A 1,016-nucleotide genomic window follows, 5' to 3' on the forward strand; every position below is an offset into this window, starting at 1 on the left:
CTCCATCGACGATTTTCAGTCGGACGAATGGAACACGGCGGCCGTCGGCCCCACCAAGCGCGACCGTGCCGACGTGCTGATCCGCCGGCTGCGCGAGCGCTTTGCGCCGGGCGGCTTCCTGCATTATGGACAGGGCAAGTGGTATCCGGGCGAAAGCCTGCCGCGCTGGACCTTCTCGCTCTACTGGCGCAAGGACGGCCTGCCGATCTGGAGCGATCCGTCGCTGATCGCCGTCGAAGGCCGCCGTTACGAGGTGACGGAGGATGATGCCGGCCGTCTGCTGACCGCGATTGCGGGCGAACTGGACATCACGCCCGACATGGTGGTGCCGGCCTTCGAGGATCCGGGCGAATGGATTTTGCGCGAGGCAAACCTTCCAGACAATGTCGATCCGGCGAACTCCAAGCTGAAAGACCCGGAAGAGCGCAATCGCCTGGCCCGCGTCTTCGAACGCGGCCTGACCCGGCCGTCCGGCTATGTCATGCCGGTGCAGGCCTGGAACAGCCGGGCAAGCGGCCGTCGCTGGATCAGCGAGAAGTGGCGCACGCGCCGCGGCCGCATTTTTCTTGTGCCCGGCGACAGCCCTGTCGGCTACCGCCTGCCGCTGAACGCGCTGCCATACATTCCGCCCTCGCAATATCCCTATATCAACCCGATGGATCCCAGCATCCCGCGCGCGCCCCTGCCGAATTTCCAGGAGGATGCCGGACGCCCGCTGCAGGCCGCGCATTTCGAGCCTTTCGCACCCGATCACACGCCGCAGCCGCGCAGCGCGGAAGAGATCGGCGGTTACGTGCGTACCGCCATGTCGGTGGAACCGCGCGATGGCCGGCTCTGCGTCTTCATGCCGCCGACCGTCTCGATCGAGGATTATCTCGATCTCGTCGCTTCCGCCGAACGCGCTGCCGCGCAGCTCGGCCTGCCGGTCCATATCGAAGGCTACGCGCCGCCGCATGACGAGCGCATCAACGTGATCCGCGTGGCGCCCGATCCCGGCGTCATCGAGGTCAACATCC

The 1,016-nt window shown here is 66.3% G+C and carries 1 protein-coding gene; it reads left to right on the top strand.

The window, feature by feature from the left end; translation table 11 throughout:
* Positions 1–1,016 (top strand): transglutaminase family protein (locus FNA46_RS23790; RefSeq protein ID WP_185969978.1); only part of this gene is annotated, 1,016 nt, incomplete at both ends.

Source organism: Affinirhizobium straminoryzae, assembly GCF_007004135.1.
GTDB classification, from domain to species: Bacteria; Pseudomonadota; Alphaproteobacteria; order Rhizobiales; family Rhizobiaceae; genus Neorhizobium; species Neorhizobium straminoryzae.